The following is a 14,890-nucleotide window of genomic DNA, read 5'->3' as shown; positions in this document are numbered from 1 at the left end:
ACCGATGAGCGATAGCGTGCCCTCCACCCGGCGGCCGGACCGCCGGGCGATCTTCTCCTGGTGCCTGTTCGACTGGGCGAACAACAGCTACCCGACGGTCATCACCACCTTCATCTTCGCCGCCTATTTCACCCGTGCGGTGGCGGAAACGCCGGAACAGGGCACTTTCCTGTGGGGGCAGGCGACCGGGCTGGCCGGGCTGGCCGTCGCGCTGACCGGCCCCGTGCTGGGGGCCATCGCCGACCGTGCCGGCGCGCGTAAACCCTGGATCTTCTGGTTCAGCCTGCTGTCAATCGCCGCCAGCGCCTGCCTTTGGTTCGTGAGGCCCGATGCCGGGGATATCCCGCTGGCCCTGGCTTTGGTGGCGCTGGGCGCGCTGGGCTACGAATACGCCACCATCTTCTATAATTCGATGCTGCCGGACCTGACCACGCCCGGTCGCACCGGGCGGCTGTCCGGCTGGGGCTGGGCCGCTGGCTATGGCGGCGGGCTGGCTTGCCTGGTCGTGGCGCTGTACGGGCTGGTGCAGGCCGATCCGCCACCCTTCGGCCTCGACCCGGAGCAGGCGGAGCCGGTGCGCGCCACCGCCCTGCTGGTCGCCATCTGGTACGCGCTGTTCATGATCCCGCTATTGCTGTGGACGCCGGACCGGCCGCGCAGCGCCCTGCCGATGGCACAGGCGGCACGGCAGGGGCTTCGGGAATTGCACCAGCTGCTGCGCGACATCGGCCAGCACCGGACCATCGTGCGCTTCCTGCTGGCGCGGATGTTCTACACCGACGGGCTGGTCACCCTGTTCGCCTTCGGCGGCATCTACGCCGCCGGCACCTTCGGCATGAGCTTTGCCGAAATCATCCAGTTCGGCATCGCGATGAATGTGACAGCGGGCCTGGGGGCCTTCCTGTTCGCCTGGGTCGATGACTGGATCGGCCCGAAACGCACCATCCTGATCACGCTGGTCTTCCTGATCGGCTTTGGTATTCCGGTGCTGGTGGTCGAAAGCGTGACCTGGTTCTGGATCCTGGCGCTGACGCTGGGGCTGTTCGTCGGCCCGGCACAGGCGGCCGGGCGCAGCCTGATGGCGCGACTTGCCCCTGTGGGCAAGGAGGCGGAGATGTTCGGCCTGTTCGCGCTGTCCGGCAAGGCCACCGCCTGGGCGGGGCCGATGCTGCTGGGCGGCGTGACGCTGATGTTCGACAGCCAGCGCGCCGGCATGGCGACAATCCTGGCCTTCTTCGTCGTGGGGCTGTTGATCCTGCTGCCGCTGAAGGAACCGGCGGCGCGGCGGGATTAGCCTAACCTGCCGCCAGTTCGGCGCGGACCTGCTGGCGGAAAATATCGATCGGCAGTGCCATGCCGTCGCGCTGCACATGCCAGAAGGTCCAGCCATTGCAGGCTGGCGCACCCTGCACCGCCGCGCCCACGGAATGGATCGAGCCCTGCACGCCGCCCTCGCGGCTGGGGGCGATCAGCGTGCCATCGGCACGGATGCGCGCCGACCAGCGTCGGCGCTCGTCGAACAGGATTTCGCCCGGCCGCACCATGCCGCGCTCCAGAATGGTGCCGAACGGCACGCGTGGCTCGCTGCGCTTGGAGCGGATGGCGACGATGTCGGGGTCGCGCATCGGAATCACCTTGGCGATCCGCGCCTCGGCCGCAACCGCATAGGCGGGGTCGCGCTCCAGCCCGATATAGTGCCGGCCCAGCGCACGGGCGACAGCGCCGGTGGTGCCGCTGCCGAAGAACGGGTCCAACACCACGCCGCCCGGCTGGGTGGTCGCCATCAGCACACGGTAGAGCAGGGCTTCTGGCTTCTGCGTCGGATGCAGCTTGCGGCCCTCCGCATCCTTCAGCCGCTCCGGCCCGGTGCACAGTGGCAGCAGCCAGTCGCTGCGCATCTGCTGGTCGTCATTCAGGCTCTTCAGCGCGTCGTAATTGAAGCTGTAGCCCTTCTGGTCCTTGCCCTTGGTGCACCAGATCAGCGTCTCATGCGCATTGGTGAAGCGCCGGCCACGGAAATTCGGCATCGGGTTGGTTTTGCGCCAGATCACGTCATTCATGATCCAGAAGCCCAGATCCTGCAGGATCGAGCCCACCCGGAAAATATTGTGATAGCTGCCGATCACCCAGAGCGCACCATCATCCTTGAGGATGCGTCGCGCCGCCTTCAGCCAGTCGCGTGTAAAGGCATCGTAGGTGGCGAAATCGTCGAACCGGTCCCAATCATCGTCAACGCCATCGACCCGGCTGTTGTTCGGGCGCAGCAGATCGCCGCCAAGCTGCAGATTGTAAGGCGGATCGGCAAAGACGAGATCGACCGACCGCTCAGGCAGGCGGTTCATCATCTCGATACAGTCGCCGACCAGAATCTGGTCGAGCGGGAGAGTCTTGTTTGGCACCATTCGGCCAATGTGAGTCGAGGCCGACTCGCCGTCAAGCGAAAAAGGGTTCAGAGTCAGGAGTCTATAAACGACTCCTCAACCGATTCCTTCGGGCTGCTCCAGAAGCGCCTGAATCGGACGGAAGGACTGCCGGTGGTGACGGGTCGGCCCCAGATCGCGCAGCGCCGCCTGATGCACCGCCGTGCCATAGCCGGCATTGCTGGCCCAGCCATAGGCCCCATAACGCGCATCCAGCCGCTCCATCGCCCGGTCGCGCGTCACCTTGGCGACGATCGAGGCGGCGGCAATGGAGAGCGACAGCCCGTCGCCGCCGATCAGGGTGCGCGCCGGGCAGGGCAGGGCAGGCGCCCGGTTGCCATCGACCAGCGCCAGGCTGGGCCGCACCGGCAGCCGCGCGACCGCACGCTGCATGGCAAGATATGTCGCCTGCAGGATGTTCACCCGGTCGATCTCAGCGGCACTGGCCGCCCCGATGCCGATCCAGGCGCAGGCGCGGATCGCCGGCAACAGCGCTTCGCGCCGCAATTTTTTCAGCTTCTTGGAATCGTCGATCAGGGACAGCAGCTCCAAAGGCATGCGCTTGGCGTCGAAGATCACGGCGGCGGCCACCACAGGCCCGGCCCAGGGGCCGCGCCCGGCCTCGTCGATGCCAGCGACAAGCCCGCCATGCGCCTGTTCGAGACTGAAGTCCGGCATTGGTTCCGCCTTCGTTACGATCAAGGCCAGCATAGCGAAAGCAGCGGCGGGGGCAAAGGCTGGTACGATCAGAACAGGCTGAGCTGCCCGGTCTGCGGTGGCGGCACCTTGAACTGGCTGAGGTCTAGCGCCCAGCGGTCGCGATTCAGCCCCAGCCGTTTCACGGCGGCGCGAAAACGCTGGCCAATCAGCTCGGCATAGGGACCATCGCCGCGCATGCGCTTGCCGAATTCCGCCGTATAGAGCGCGCCGCCGCGCGTGTCGCGTACCAGTGAGAGAACATGTTTCGCCCGGTCGGGCCGGTGTGCCTCCAGCCAGTCGGCGAACAGATCCTTGATCTCCAGCGGCAGCCGCAACAGCACATAACCGGCCGATGTCGCCCCGGCCTCGGCCGCCGCCTGCAGGATTGCCTCCAGCTCAGTGTCGTTCAGCGCCGGAATCATCGGCGCCGCCATCACCCCGGTCGGAATGCCGGCCTCGCTCAGCTGCCGGATCGCCTCCAGCCGGCGCGGCGGGGTGGAGGCGCGCGGCTCCATCACCCGGGCAAGATCGCGGTCCAGCGTGGTGACCGACAGGCTGACCGCCACGAGGCGCCGTTTCGCCAGCCGCGCCAGAATGTCGATATCGCGGGTGACCAGCGCCGATTTGGTGACGATGCCGACCGGATGGCCGAACCGTTCCAGCACCTCCAGCACGGCGCGGGTAATGCGCAAGCTGCGCTCCGCCGGCTGGTAGGGGTCCGTATTGGCGCCCATAGCGATCACGCTGGGTTTGTAATTCCGGCCCCGGAATGTCTTGTCGAGCAGCTGCGCCGCGTCGGGCTTGGCAAAGATCTTGGTCTCGAAATCCAGCCCCGGCGACAGGCCGAGATAGGCATGGGTCGGCCGCGCGAAGCAGTAGATGCAGCCATGCTCGCAGCCCTTATAGGGATTGATTGAACTGCTGAACGGGATATCCGGCGAGTCATTATGGCTGACGATGCTGCGGCTGCTGTCGGTCCGGATCTCCGTGCGCGGCCGGTTCTCATCGGGGAATTCATCCTCGGATACGCGGTCCCAGCCATCCGACACGGCGATGCGCGCGAATTTCTCGTAGCGGCCGCTCTCGTTGCGGACGGCGCCACGGCCCTTCTTGGGCAGGATGGGGGCTTCCTCGACCATGTCTGGAAACATGATCGCGAAATCGGAACAAATCAAGAACAAGAATCGAGGCTAGCGCTCTTCCGGATCGAGGCGGTGGCCGTCGAGCTTCTTGTCTTCCCGCTTTTTCCCGGCCTCTGTCGTGCGCTTTTCCGCCTTGGTGCGGCCAAAGGCGGCGCGGTTTTCCTCTGCCCGGCGTTCTTTTTCCCGCCGGTCGCGTTCCTTGCGGGCCTGCCGCAGATTGACGATCTCTCCCATGCGGCGACTCTAGAAGCTAAGCCGCGCCGGGCCAAGCCATTCGGCGCGGATGGCGGATATGGTGGCGGGGTCGAGATAATCCGCCACCCGGCCCTCGACATGGGCGGTGAGGGCCGCATCCACATCCTCGGTGGACCAGTCCTCGGTGCTGGCGGCCAGATGCTTGTCGCGCCGCCGGGCCCTGGCCGATTCGACCCGGTAATGCACGCACCAGGTGACCGAGCGCAGCCAGGTCAGGCGGCGCAACGGCAGCAGCCAGGGCATCAGCGCCTCCCGCATGGCCGGTGGCAGGAGATCGAGATAGGCGGCATAAAAAGCTTCGATCTCGCCGCGCGACAGGCTGGCGGCAGCGTCCACATCCCAGGTGGTTGAGGTGTGCAGGCTGGCATGGGCGAGGTCGATCGCCGGCGCGCCATAGACCGCCTTCTCCAGATCGACGCACACCACCTGGCCTGACGCCGCGCGCAAATAATTGCCTGGATGGGTGTCGCTCAACACCAGCGCCAGCGGCTGCGGCCACTGCGCCGCCTCGGCGGCAAAACCGCGCGCCCAGGCAAGCTCCTTCTCGATCTGATCCGCGGCCTCCCTGTCGAGTGCCGCCTGCGCCAGCCCCAAGGTTTGGCGTTCGATGATGGCTAGCGTGCCGGATACTGCCTCGCGATGTTCCTGCAAGGGCGGACGATCCGCTTCGAGCGGCAAAGGCAGCGTATGGATGGCGGCAAGGCAGGCGGCAATACCCGCCATGTCGCCTGGAAGAGACAGCACTACCCCGTCAATATGTTCGACCAGAAGCGCGCCCATCGGCACTTCATCCGATGGCTCCAGAACGCCCAGCAGCGCCGGGGTATGGCCACTGGGCTGGCAGCGTTCGAAGCAGGCCTTCTGGTAGGCGAGATTGTCGCGCGCCGAAAAGTCGAACTGGCTCTGCCTCGGCACCCGCAGCAATGCCCTGGTGCCGGCGATTTGCACATGATCATGCGCCAGCCCCTTTTCCGGCAGGGCGGCCAGCGCGCCAAGCGGCACCTGCTCATAGCCCGGCAGCCGGACCAGCGCCCGGTGCAGCGCCGACAGATCGACCAGGCGCGCCATGCCTCCTCCTCACCACTTCGTTAACAGCCTCGACCTCCGGTCTATGGTAGGAACGAGACACACGCAATCCCCAGCCATAGGCGCTCGCCGGAACGTGACCGAAAAGCCGACCCTGTCCATCGTGATCCCGGCGCTGAACGCGTCGAAAACCCTGCCTTCCTGCCTCGCGGCACTCAGGCTGGTGGGGCGCGCCGGGCTACCGCATGAGATCCTCATCGCCGATGGCGGTTCCAGCGACAGCACCGTCGCGCTCGCCAAGCAGGCCGGCGCCCATATCGTCACGGCCGAACGGGGGCGCGGCAGGCAGTTGCGGGCCGGCGGACAGGCGGCGCGGGGCGACTGGTTGCTGTTCCTGCATGCCGACACGATTCTCGCTGGCGACTGGCCCGACGCGATTGCCGGTTTTATCGCCGGTCCGGCAAACCGCCAGCGCGCCGCCTATGCCCGCCTCGCTTTTGACGACACCCGACCGGCGTATCGGCTGATCGCGGCAGCGGCCATGCTGCGCAGCCGGCTGCTGGGGCTCCCCTATGGCGACCAGGCGCTGCTGATTCAGCGGGACTACTACCGCAGTCTCGGGGAGTACGCGGCGCTGCCGCTGATGGAGGATGTGGCGCTGGTTCGGCGTATAGGACGGCGCAACCTGATTCTGCTGCCCGGCGTGACGGCCATCACATCCGCCGGGCGCTACCGCCGGAATGGCGCAGCCCGGCGAGTAGTCCGTAACTGGGTCTGCCTTGGTGCCTACTTCCTCGGTGTGCCGCCGGAGCGTATCGCGCGGTTCTACCCATGAGAGGGCGGCCCAATCTGATCGTTTTCGCCAAACAGCCGCGGATCGGCCGGGTGAAGAGCCGTCTTGCCCGGGATATCGGCCGCGTTCCCGCCTGGCGCTTCTACCGTGCGCAGCTTGCCGGCCTGCTGCGGCGGCTCGGGCGGGATCCGCGCTGGCGCTGCTGGCTGGCGGTGACGCCCGATGCCGCAGCCCGCCAGCACCGCTGGCCAGCCGGCTGGCGCGTTCTGCCCCAGGGGCCAGGCGATCTGGGCGCCCGTATGCTGCGGGCTTTCAAGCGGATGCCGCCGGGCCCGGCGCTGCTGATCGGCAGCGACATTCCGGAGGTTTCACGCCGCAACACCGCCGGCGCTTTTCGCCTGCTGAAGCGTCACGATGCCGTGCTGGGGCCGGCCGGCGATGGCGGTTACTGGCTGATCGGCCTTAATCAGAATTCCCGGCCCCGGCGTCTGGACCTGTCAGCGGTACGCTGGTCGGGCCCGCAGGCAATGGCCGATACAAGGCGCGCCATGGGCGGGCTTTCTGTCGGTCTGGCCGCGACGCTGGAGGATATCGACACCGGCGCCGATCTGGCGCGCTGGCGGGAAAGACAGAAAGCAACCGGTTAGGTCAGGATTTACGGCCCCAGCCCTCATGCTCGCGCAGGCGCGGCATCAGCTCCACGAAATTGCAGGGCTGGTGGCGGATATCGAGCTGCTGCGCAAGGATACCGTCCCAGGCATCCTTCACGGCACCGGTCGAGCCGGGCAGGGCGAACAGGTATGTCCCCCTGGCCACGCCGGCGACCGCGCGCGACTGAATGGTAGAGCTGCCGATCTTCTGGTAGCTCTGCCAGCGAAACAGCTCGCCGAAGCCCGGTATGTCCTTTTCGAACACCTGGGCAAAGGCCTCCGGCGTCACATCGCGGCCGGTCACGCCGGTACCGCCGGTGGAAATCACGCAATCCACCGCCGGATCCTCGATCCAGCCTTGCAGCCGGGCGACGATATCAGCGATCTCGTCCTTCACGATGGCGCGGTCGGCGAGCCGATGGCCCGCCGCCGCGATGCGCTGCACCAGCGTGTCGCCGGAGCGGTCCTCGGCCAGGCCGCGCGTATCGGAAACGGTGAGAACCGCGATGCTGATCGCGACGAAGGGAATACGCTCGTCAATAGCCATGATCGGGAGCCGCTCTCTGTGCGCTAATGCGTCGCCGAGATGGTCTGGGCAATCGAACCGTTGTCCGGGGCCTGCGGGTCCAGCGATTCATACATCGGCCATTGGCCGGCCGCCACCTGGTCCAGCGACGGGGAGGGCTGGCCCATGCGCATGCGGTAGGTCCAGAAATTCGCCACCACCCGCTCGACGAAATTCCGTGTCTCGCGCGACGGGATCGATTCGATGAACAGCAGCGGATCATCGCGGTAATCGACCTGCTTCAGCCAGCGCCGCAGATTGCCCGGGCCAGCATTATAGGAAGCAACCACCCAGAACAGGTTGCCATCCAGCGTGTCCAGCCCGATCAGATGCTGCAGATAGCGCTGGCCCAGCGTCAGATTCAGGTCGGGGTCGAACAGCTCCGACCGGTTGCCAGCATATTCCTCATCGGTCGCCATCAGCCGCGCCGTGCTCGGCATCAGCTGCATCAGGCCGCGCGCGCCGCTGCCGCTCTGGGCGCGGACATCGAAGGCCGATTCCTGGCGGATGATGCTGAACAGCAGCGCCTTATCGACGATGAAGCCGCCCGGCGGCTCCCATTGCGGCATCGGAAACAGCCCGACCTTGTAGCGCTCGCCGGTCGCAACCTGCAGCCGGCTGGCCAGCCGCAGGGCCAAGCCGGCCATATTGGCGCGGTTGGCGACGGCCAGCACTGCCGTGGCGCGCTCCGGCTCGATCCGGGGGTAGAGCTTGCGCAGCTCCATCTCCGCCAGTTCGGTCATGTCCAGCTGAATCAGCGCCAGACTGCGCTTGCCGCCCGGCTGCGCCATCAGATAGCGGAAATCCGAAGTATCGAGCGGCGGCTCGCCCCAGTTCGCCGGCGTCTCGACGCCCAGCGCCCGGCGCGCCAGCAACCCGTAGAAGCTCGCCGGGAAGGTCGCTGCGCGGGCCAGCCAGCGCGTCGCCTCGGCCGGGCGGCGCTGCTTCAGATGCACGCGCGAGGCCCAATAGGCAGCGGCAGCGGCGGTCCAGCCGGAAACATCGTCGTCAAGCGCCACCATTTCGAAATAGCGGCCCGAGGCATCGAACTTGCCAAGCCGCCAGGCGGCAAGGCCAGCAACCCAGGCCGCCATCATGTCGCGGTCGGCCGACTGGCGCACCGCCTTGGCGGCATGCTCCAGCGCCAGATCGTCGCGGTTGGCGAGGTAATAGCCGGCGGCGATCTCGCCGCGCGCAAGCGCGAGGGGCAGGGCATCGATCTCGCCCGTCAGCCGCTCTTCCAGAAGCTTCAGCGCCGCGCTCGGCGAGCCGTCACGCGAGAGCGCCGTGATCTGCCGCAACACCTGATCGGCGGCGGCGTTCTTGACCAGCTTGCCGGCCCGGTTGCGGATGCTGATACGCTCCGGCATGCCCGAGCCTTCGGTACCATTGCCGTACAGAAAGCCCTGCACCGGGGCCGTCGGCGCCTTCGCGCCGGCGGGCTTGCGCTTCAGGGCCAGGCCATGGACCCGGCTGGCCTCAGGATGATCGGCATACAACTCCAGCCAGCGCCGCAATTCCTCATAGGAGGAGCGGTAGGCGGTCGGATGCATATAGCGCTGATAGAGGACATGCCCCATCAGCGACCGGTCGTTCAGTTTAGCGATTTCACGATCGGCCGCTTCCCACCGCCCCAGCGTCTGCAGGGAGAAGATGCGCTTGTAGAGTTGCGCATCCGACGGCCGCAAAACGGCAGGCAAACCAGAGGCTTGCCCCTCGAGAGCTTTCTCGAGCGTGCCCGGCGACAGGAGCGCGGTTTCGATCGGCAGCCCGTCAAGGGCCTTCGCCGGCATCGCCAGCCCGACCGCCAAAAGCGCTGCGAGCATTGATGCCTTTGAAATCGCTATGATTTTTCTAGTATCACGCGGATTCATAGCGCTAGGTAAAACAGAAGAAGAGGGGTCTGGCAAGACGTTGAATCGTCTCAGCCCCTGGCGGTTATTTAACGTCAACTTTCTGGAAATTTGGCTTCGGGTGTGAAGTCAATAAGTTATACAGAAGTTCCTAATTTCGACTTTAGCTCGAGAAAATCACGCCAGGCGCTCCGCTTCTCCTTCGGGCTTCGCAAAAGGAAGGCCGGATGAAGGGTCGCGAGACAGGATACCGGTTTATCGAGCCCCTCGACCGGGTGCTCATACCAGCGTCCACGCAGCCGCATGATGCCCTCGCTGCGATTCAGCAGGGATTTCGCCGCCGTGCCGCCCAGCAGAACGACATGGCGCGGCTTCACCAGCGCGATATGCCGTTCGATAAAGGGCAGGCAAGCAGCAATCTCGGCGGCGGTCGGCGTGCGGTCGCCGGGCGGCCGCCAGGGCAGGATATTGGCGATATAGACGGCCTGTTCGGGCTTCTCGGCATGGCGCTCCAGCCCGATGGCCGCCAGCATACTGTCCAGCAGCTTGCCGGAGCGGCCGACAAAGGGCAGGCCCTGCCGGTCCTCGTCACGCCCCGGCGCCTCACCGATGAACATGATTGGTGCGGCCGGGTTGCCGTCGGCGAACACCAGATTCATCGCGGTCTGCTTCAGGGCGCACCCATCGAAGGCGGCCAGTGCCGTGCGCAGCGCGTCCAGCGAGTCGGCCGAGGCGGCACGGCGCCGCGCATCGGCCGCCCCGTCAAAGCTGCTGGCCGCTATACCAGGAGAGGCTGGGGCTACGGCTGGGCGAGGCTGCGCCAGCGCCGCAGGCAGCGGTCGTGACCCCGCCGGAACGCTCTGCCGCCCCTGGTCTGCGCCGGTTGCGGCGGCGGACGGCCGGGCGCGCGCCGCAATAGCGTAGCGATCGATCGGTTGATCCTCGATCGCCTCGTCGATTCCGGCCTCGGCATACCATTGCAACAGGCGGATCGGATTGGAATATTGCGGTTCTGGCATGGCAATCGCCATCGCGTTGCGCTAAGGGATAGGCGGTTTCTGATTTGACGAACTATATAGGAAGCTGCGGCCCGAGAGGACGAAAGATCGACCGACCGGCCGCAATTCCGGTCCGCCACGATTTGGTCTAGCGCAGCAGGACAGGGTAAATGGAACGCGAAAGCATGGAATATGACGTCGTCATCGTCGGCGCCGGCCCGTCGGGTCTGAGCGCAGCGATACGGCTGAAGCAGCTCTGCGCCGAAAGCGGCAAGGATGTCAGCGTCTGCATCGTCGAGAAGGGCTCCGAGGTCGGGGCGCATATTCTTTCCGGCGCGGTGCTGGAACCCCGCGCGCTGAACGAGCTGATTCCCGACTGGCAGGAAAAGGGCGCGCCGCTGAACACGCCGGCCGCCGATGACCGCTTCATGTTCCTGACGGAAAACAAGGCGTTCAAGCTGCCGACCCCGCCGCAGATGAACAATCACGGCAATTATATCGTCAGCCTGGGCAATGTCTGCCGCTGGCTGGGCGAGCAGGCCGAGGCGCTGGGCGTGGAAATCTACCCCGGCTTCGCCGCCGCCGAGGTGCTGTATGACGAGAATGGCGCGGTGCGCGGCGTCGCCACCGGCGACATGGGTATCGGCAAGGATGGCGAGCCCACCGCCAACCACACGCCGGGCGTTGAGCTGCACGCGAAGATCACCCTGTTCGCCGAGGGTTGCCGTGGCTCGTTGAGCAAGGGGCTGTTTCAGAAATACGAGCTGCGCAAGGAGTGCGACCCGCAGACCTTCGGGATCGGCATCAAGGAACTGTGGGAGATCGACCCGGAAAAGCATCAGCCCGGGCTGGTCTGGCACTCCATCGGCTGGCCGATGAACAGCGCCACCTATGGCGGATCCTTCCTGTACCATCTGGAGGGCAACCAGATGGCGGTCGGCTTCGTCATCGGACTGGACTACCAGAATCCCTATCTCAGCCCGTTCGACGAATTCCAGCGCTTCAAACTGCACCCCGCCGTGAAACCCTTCTTCGAGGGCGCGCGCCGCATCTCCTATGGTGCCCGGGCGCTGAACGAGGGCGGCTTCCAGTCGATTCCGAAACTGACCTTCCCGGGCGGCGCGCTGATCGGCTGCACCGCCGGCTTCCTGAACGTGCCGAAGATCAAGGGCACGCACACCGCGATGAAATCCGGCATGCTGGCCGCCGAATCCGCCTTCGAGGCGCTCACCCAGGAAGGCGCCGGCAACGGTATCGAGCTGACCGCCTATCCGGAAGCGCTGAAGGCAAGCTGGGTATGGCAGGAGCTGCGCGGTGTGCGCAACATCCGGCCGGCCTTCCATAACGGGATGTGGGCGGGCCTTGCCTATTCGGCTGTCGATACTTACCTGTTGCGGGGCAAGGCGCCGTGGACCTTCCGTAACCACGCCGACCATCCGCAGCTGAAGAAAGCGTCCGAGTGCACGCCGATCGACTACCCCAAGCCCGACGGCAAGATCACCTTCGACAAGCTCTCCTCGGTGTTCATCTCGAACACCAATCACGAGGAGAACCAGCCGGCGCATCTGACTCTGCGCGACAAGAGCGTGCCGATCGAGGTGAATCTGGCGCTCTACGACGCACCGGAGCAGCGCTACTGCCCGGCCGGCGTGTACGAGATCGTGCGCGACGACGACGGATCGAATCCCCGGCTGCAGATCAACGCGCAGAACTGCGTGCATTGCAAAACCTGCGACATCAAGGATCCGTCACAGAACATCAACTGGGTCGTTCCGGAAGGTGGCGGCGGGCCCAACTATCCCAACATGTAGAAGGCCGCCGGGGGCGCCGCACAGCCGCGGCGTTTCCGTCAGGCCGATGGGTGGAAAACCGATCATGACACGCCCGTTGCCGCCCTGCCGTCTTGCCCGTCTGGCCTGTGCCGCCCTCATCGGCGGCTCCGTTCTGGCCTGGCATCCGATGGCCGCGCGGCCGGCTCACGCCGCCGCCACGGCCGCCTCGGGCAGCTATCTGGCCGGCCAGCACGCCTACCGCGAGGCCGACCTCGGCGCCGCCGCCGACTATATGATCCAGGCGCTGGCCGCCGATCCGGACAATCCGACGCTGCTGCGCCGTGTTCTGGTGCTGCAGATCGCCGAAGGCCGGCTCGATTCCCTGGGGTCGCTGGCCCGTCGGGTGGCCGATCTGGCGCCGGGCGACCCGGTCGCCGCCCTCTATCTCTCGCTCGAGATGGCCCGACAGGAGAATTTCGACGGTGCCGCCACGCAGTTGCTCGACCAGCCGGCGCGCGGGCTGATGCAACTGACCCGGCCCTTGCTGCTTGCCTGGCTGCTGCAGGGGCAGGGCGATACCGATGCGGCCCTGAAGCTGCTGAGCGATATCCGGCAGGAGGATGGGCTGTCGCTGCTGGCCAGCTTCCATAGCGGGCTGCTGCTGATGGTGGCCGGCCGTCCGGAGGAGGCCACCGCATCGCTGGAAGCGCTGATGGGCAGGCTGGAGGCCCCGCCCTTGCGGCTGGTCATGACGCTGGGCTGGATCTACGAAAGCCAGGGCAAGACGGACAAAGCGCGGGCGCTGTACAATTCGGCACGCCGCGACCAGTCGGACGGGCGGATCATTGACCTCTGGATAGCGCGGCTGGACCGGGGGCAGGCACCGAACCCCGTGGCGACGGATGTGCTCGGCGGCCTCGCCGAAGCGCTCTACGACATCGCCACCGGATTGCGCAATGACCGTGCCACCGAAGCCGCACTTATCCATGCGCAGCTGGCGCTGCATCTCGATCCCGGCCATGCAAGCAAAATCCTGCTGATTGGCGACCTGCTACAGGACCAGCGCCGCTGGGAAGAGGCCATCGCTGCCTTCAGGGATGTCCCGGACGACTCGCCCTATGGCTGGAACGCCGCCATGGCAATCGGCGAATCGCTGAATGCGATGAAGCGGCGCGACGAGGCCGTCGCCCATTTCCGCGCCATGTCGGAACGCCACAAGGACCGCCACGAAGCGCTGGTCCGGGTCGGCGATCTGCTGCGCGGACAGGAGAAATATCAGGAAGCGATCGCCGCCTATGACGCAGCGATGGCCCGCATCGATCAGGGAACAGGGGCGAACTGGACTCTGTACTATGTGCGCGGCATCGCGCATGAGCGCGCCAAGCAGTGGGCGCTGGCCGAATCCGATTTCCAGAAGGCTCTGGACCTGCAGCCCGAGCAGCCGCTGGTGCTGAACTACCTGGCCTATTCCTGGATCGACCAGGACATCAAGCTGGACGAGGCGCATGAGATGATCGAGCGCGCCGTGGCACAGCGGCCGACCGACGGCTATATCGTCGATAGCCTGGGCTGGGTGCTCTACCGCAAGGGGCGCTTCGAGGATGCGGTGCGGCAGCTGGAACGCGCCATTGAGCTGCAGCCCAACGATCCCGTCATCAATGACCATCTCGGCGATGCCTACTGGCAGGTCGGACGCCGGCTGGAAGCCCGGTTCCAGTGGCAGCGCGTGCTGACGCTGAAACCCGAGGACCAGAGCCTGATCGAGGCCGTCGATAAGAAGCTGAAAGACGGGCTGCCGGAGTCCGCCAAGCGCGACGCCAAGCGCGGCGGATGACCGCCGCCTCCGTAACGGCGGAGGCCCCCGCCAAGCTGAACCTGTTCCTGCATGTCACCGGCCGCCGCGCGGACGGCTATCACCTGCTGGACAGCCTCGTCGCTTTCGCGGAAACCGGCGACCGGATTACCGCGAAATCCGCCGATTCCCTGAGCCTTTCCATTACCGGGCCGTTCGCCGGTGCCCTGGATGGCGAGGCCGACAATCTGGTGCTGCGTGCCGCCCGCCTGCTGGCCGGGGACGCTGACATACCGCCCGCAGCTTCGCTGACGCTGGAAAAGAACCTGCCGGTCGCCGCCGGCATTGGTGGTGGCTCGGCTGACGCCGCCGCCACGCTGCGCGCACTGGCCCGGTTATGGAACCTGGAAATACCAACGGAGCGGCTGATGGCGCTGGGGCTGGAGCTGGGTGCCGATGTGCCGGTCTGCCTGCTGGACCAGCCCTGCCGCCTGACCGGCATCGGCGAGACACTGGTACCGCTATCGTCGCTGCCGGCACTACCGGTGCTGCTGGTCAATCCCGGGGTACCTTTGTCAACCCCCGCCGTCTTCCACGCCCGTAGCGGCAAATACGGGGCAGCGGCACCGGTCCTACCTCTCGAAGAACCAGCCCGCTTGCTGGATTTCCTTCGCACCCAGCGCAATGATTTGACGGACGCCGCCCTGGCTCTCGTGCCACAGATCGGCACTGTGTTCAGCCATCTGGAAGCGCTGCCGGGCTGCCTGCTGGCACGATTGTCCGGCAGCGGCCCGACCTGCTTCGCGCTGATGCAGGATGAAGAATCGGCGGAATCCGGCGCCGCAGCGTTGCAAACGGTGCAGCCGAGCTGGTGGGTGCGGGCGACCAGGCTGCGGCCCGCCGGGCTTTAGACTTTAAGAAAACA

14 protein-coding genes are annotated in these 14,890 nt (G+C 66.2%); 6 read left to right on the top strand and 8 right to left on the bottom strand.

Going from position 1 to position 14,890, the window contains the following annotated elements; translation table 11 throughout:
- Positions 1–4: 4 nt before the first annotated feature.
- Positions 5–1,294 (top strand): MFS transporter, encoded by a 1,290-nt coding sequence (locus BKM74_RS01130; RefSeq protein WP_086463858.1) that lies wholly within the window; start codon positions 5–7, stop codon positions 1,292–1,294.
- A gap of 1 nt (position 1,295) precedes the next feature.
- Here the strand turns inward: BKM74_RS01130 and BKM74_RS01125 are convergent, their stop codons facing one another.
- From BKM74_RS01125 to BKM74_RS01105, 5 genes are all read right to left on the bottom strand, one after another.
- Entirely contained in the window at positions 1,296–2,402 is a 1,107-nt protein-coding gene (locus tag BKM74_RS01125) for a site-specific DNA-methyltransferase (protein ID WP_086463857.1), read from the bottom strand.
- Between the two features lie 75 nt (positions 2,403–2,477).
- Entirely contained in the window at positions 2,478–3,098 is a 621-nt protein-coding gene (locus tag BKM74_RS01120; RefSeq protein ID WP_086464226.1) for a ribonuclease HII, read from the bottom strand.
- A 68-nt stretch (positions 3,099–3,166) separates the two neighbouring features.
- Positions 3,167–4,270, bottom strand: a complete 1,104-nt coding sequence (locus BKM74_RS01115; RefSeq protein ID WP_245825718.1) for a PA0069 family radical SAM protein — start codon at positions 4,268–4,270, stop codon at positions 3,167–3,169.
- Positions 4,271–4,309: 39 nt separating this feature from the next.
- Positions 4,310–4,495, bottom strand: a complete 186-nt coding sequence (locus tag BKM74_RS01110) for a DUF4169 family protein (RefSeq protein WP_086463856.1) — start codon at positions 4,493–4,495, stop codon at positions 4,310–4,312.
- 9 nt (positions 4,496–4,504) lie between these two features.
- On the bottom strand, positions 4,505–5,584 hold the full coding sequence (locus BKM74_RS01105; RefSeq protein ID WP_086463855.1) for an aminoglycoside phosphotransferase family protein: 1,080 nt from the start codon (positions 5,582–5,584) through the stop codon (positions 4,505–4,507).
- Between the two features lie 94 nt (positions 5,585–5,678).
- Between BKM74_RS01105 and BKM74_RS01100 the strand changes: the two genes are divergently transcribed.
- Together BKM74_RS01100 and BKM74_RS01095 are read left to right on the top strand one after the other, a co-directional pair.
- On the top strand, positions 5,679–6,377 hold the full coding sequence (locus BKM74_RS01100; protein ID WP_245825716.1) for a TIGR04283 family arsenosugar biosynthesis glycosyltransferase: 699 nt from the start codon (positions 5,679–5,681) through the stop codon (positions 6,375–6,377).
- Positions 6,374–6,982 carry a TIGR04282 family arsenosugar biosynthesis glycosyltransferase gene (locus BKM74_RS01095; protein WP_086463854.1) on the top strand — a complete coding sequence of 203 codons (609 nt, stop codon included), beginning with the start codon at positions 6,374–6,376 and terminating at the stop codon, positions 6,980–6,982. The genes BKM74_RS01100 and BKM74_RS01095 overlap by 4 nt, the downstream gene beginning before the upstream one ends.
- 1 nt (position 6,983) lies before the next feature.
- On the opposite strand, the gene moaB is transcribed toward BKM74_RS01095, so the two are convergent.
- The 3 genes from moaB to BKM74_RS01080 form a co-directional block, all read right to left on the bottom strand.
- Positions 6,984–7,532: a molybdenum cofactor biosynthesis protein B gene (gene moaB / locus BKM74_RS01090; protein ID WP_086463853.1), complete on the bottom strand. Its 549-nt coding sequence runs from the start codon at positions 7,530–7,532 to the stop codon at positions 6,984–6,986.
- Between the two features lie 23 nt (positions 7,533–7,555).
- A complete protein-coding gene (locus tag BKM74_RS01085; protein WP_176342331.1) occupies positions 7,556–9,376 on the bottom strand; it encodes a lytic transglycosylase domain-containing protein in 1,821 nt (606 codons plus the stop codon).
- 164 nt (positions 9,377–9,540) lie between these two features.
- Complete coding sequence (locus tag BKM74_RS01080) at positions 9,541–10,422, bottom strand: uracil-DNA glycosylase (RefSeq protein ID WP_245825712.1); 882 nt, start codon at positions 10,420–10,422, stop codon at positions 9,541–9,543.
- A gap of 149 nt (positions 10,423–10,571) precedes the next feature.
- Between BKM74_RS01080 and BKM74_RS01075 the strand changes: the two genes are divergently transcribed.
- The 3 genes from BKM74_RS01075 (at position 10,572) to BKM74_RS01065 (ending at position 14,876) form a co-directional block, all read left to right on the top strand.
- A complete protein-coding gene (locus BKM74_RS01075; RefSeq protein ID WP_086463850.1) occupies positions 10,572–12,212 on the top strand; it encodes an electron transfer flavoprotein-ubiquinone oxidoreductase in 1,641 nt (546 codons plus the stop codon).
- A gap of 64 nt (positions 12,213–12,276) precedes the next feature.
- Positions 12,277–14,007, top strand: coding sequence for a tetratricopeptide repeat protein (locus tag BKM74_RS01070; protein ID WP_176342330.1), 1,731 nt, complete (start codon positions 12,277–12,279; stop codon positions 14,005–14,007).
- Complete coding sequence (locus BKM74_RS01065; protein WP_086463848.1) at positions 14,004–14,876, top strand: 4-(cytidine 5'-diphospho)-2-C-methyl-D-erythritol kinase; 873 nt, start codon at positions 14,004–14,006, stop codon at positions 14,874–14,876. Before BKM74_RS01070 ends, BKM74_RS01065 begins: the two co-directional genes overlap by 4 nt.
- The last annotated feature ends 14 nt before the right edge of the window (positions 14,877–14,890 follow it).

This window comes from Oceanibaculum nanhaiense (genome assembly GCF_002148795.1).
Lineage (GTDB): Bacteria > Pseudomonadota > Alphaproteobacteria > Oceanibaculales > Oceanibaculaceae > Oceanibaculum > Oceanibaculum nanhaiense.
The sequence above is the reverse complement of the archived record's forward strand: the minus strand, read 5'-3'. Positions and strand labels throughout refer to the sequence as shown.

Excerpts from the sequence above, each read along its gene's own strand:
- BKM74_RS01130 (WP_086463858.1), top strand. The coding sequence starts at position 5 with ATGAGCGATAGCGTGCCCTCCACCCGGCGGCCGGACCGCCGGGCGATC.
- BKM74_RS01125 (WP_086463857.1), bottom strand. The coding sequence starts at position 2,402 with ATGGTGCCAAACAAGACTCTCCCGCTCGACCAGATTCTGGTCGGCGAC.
- BKM74_RS01120 (WP_086464226.1), bottom strand. The coding sequence starts at position 3,098 with ATGCCGGACTTCAGTCTCGAACAGGCGCATGGCGGGCTTGTCGCTGGC.
- BKM74_RS01115 (WP_245825718.1), bottom strand. The coding sequence starts at position 4,270 with ATGTTTCCAGACATGGTCGAGGAAGCCCCCATCCTGCCCAAGAAGGGC.
- BKM74_RS01110 (WP_086463856.1), bottom strand. The coding sequence starts at position 4,495 with ATGGGAGAGATCGTCAATCTGCGGCAGGCCCGCAAGGAACGCGACCGG.
- BKM74_RS01105 (WP_086463855.1), bottom strand. The coding sequence starts at position 5,584 with ATGGCGCGCCTGGTCGATCTGTCGGCGCTGCACCGGGCGCTGGTCCGG.
- BKM74_RS01095 (WP_086463854.1), top strand. The coding sequence starts at position 6,374 with ATGAGAGGGCGGCCCAATCTGATCGTTTTCGCCAAACAGCCGCGGATC.
- moaB (WP_086463853.1), bottom strand. The coding sequence starts at position 7,532 with ATGGCTATTGACGAGCGTATTCCCTTCGTCGCGATCAGCATCGCGGTT.
- BKM74_RS01085 (WP_176342331.1), bottom strand. The coding sequence starts at position 9,376 with ATGCTCGCAGCGCTTTTGGCGGTCGGGCTGGCGATGCCGGCGAAGGCC.
- BKM74_RS01080 (WP_245825712.1), bottom strand. The coding sequence starts at position 10,422 with ATGCCAGAACCGCAATATTCCAATCCGATCCGCCTGTTGCAATGGTAT.
- BKM74_RS01075 (WP_086463850.1), top strand. The coding sequence starts at position 10,572 with ATGGAACGCGAAAGCATGGAATATGACGTCGTCATCGTCGGCGCCGGC.
- BKM74_RS01070 (WP_176342330.1), top strand. The coding sequence starts at position 12,277 with ATGACACGCCCGTTGCCGCCCTGCCGTCTTGCCCGTCTGGCCTGTGCC.
- BKM74_RS01065 (WP_086463848.1), top strand. The coding sequence starts at position 14,004 with ATGACCGCCGCCTCCGTAACGGCGGAGGCCCCCGCCAAGCTGAACCTG.